This is a genomic window from Stenotrophomonas acidaminiphila, from assembly GCF_001431595.1.
In the GTDB taxonomy this organism is placed as follows: domain Bacteria; phylum Pseudomonadota; class Gammaproteobacteria; order Xanthomonadales; family Xanthomonadaceae; genus Stenotrophomonas; species Stenotrophomonas acidaminiphila.
This window is the reverse complement of record NZ_LDJO01000113.1, coordinates 1-671: the sequence shown is the minus strand read 5'-3', so window position 1 is coordinate 671 and position 671 is coordinate 1. Positions and strand designations below refer to the sequence as shown.

At 71.2% G+C, this 671-nt stretch carries 1 pseudogene; it reads left to right on the top strand.

Features of this window, described 5'->3' with window-relative positions:
• A pseudogene (locus ABB33_RS18825) lies at positions 1 to 671 on the top strand (glycosyltransferase); the annotation flags it as partial.

Genomic DNA, 671 nt, shown 5'->3' with positions numbered 1-671 from the left:
TCCTGTCGCGGCATCGCGCTGGCCAGCGGCGAGTTCGTCAAGTTCCTGCACGATGACGACGTGCTGTACGACGACTGCATCGCCACCCTGGTCGACGCCTTCGCGCGCGTTCCAGGGCTCGCCCTGGCCTTCGCCCGGCGCCACCTGATCGACGAACGCTCCGGACTGATCCGCGACGAACTGGCGACCGCTTTCCCGGCGACCGAAGACGTGCTGATTGACGGCCACGACCTGATCGACTTCCTCGCCGACCATACGGTCAATTTCCTCGGCGAACCCAGCGCGGCGATGTGCCGGCGCGCGCACGCGCTGGAACTGGGCGACCGGCTGCCGTTCCTCGGCGACACCCGTATCGCCTGGGTGGCCGACCTGGCGATGTACGTCAAGCTGATGCGCAGCGGCCCGGTGGCGATGAGCTGCCGCCCGCTGCTGGGCTTCCGCATCTCCCGGCACCAGTTCAGCCAGCACGGGCGCGACACGCCCGGCATCGGCCAGGACAACCACGACGCGTTCCGCCAGGCGATCCGCGCCCTGGGCTGGTACCGCGGCGGGGACACCCGCATGGTCGCGGTCGCACCGCTGGACGGCTCGCGGCCGGCGGCACGGATCGACCTGGGCGCGGCCCTGGAACAGGCCCTGGCCATCGCGCACGCCACGCACCCGCTGCGCGC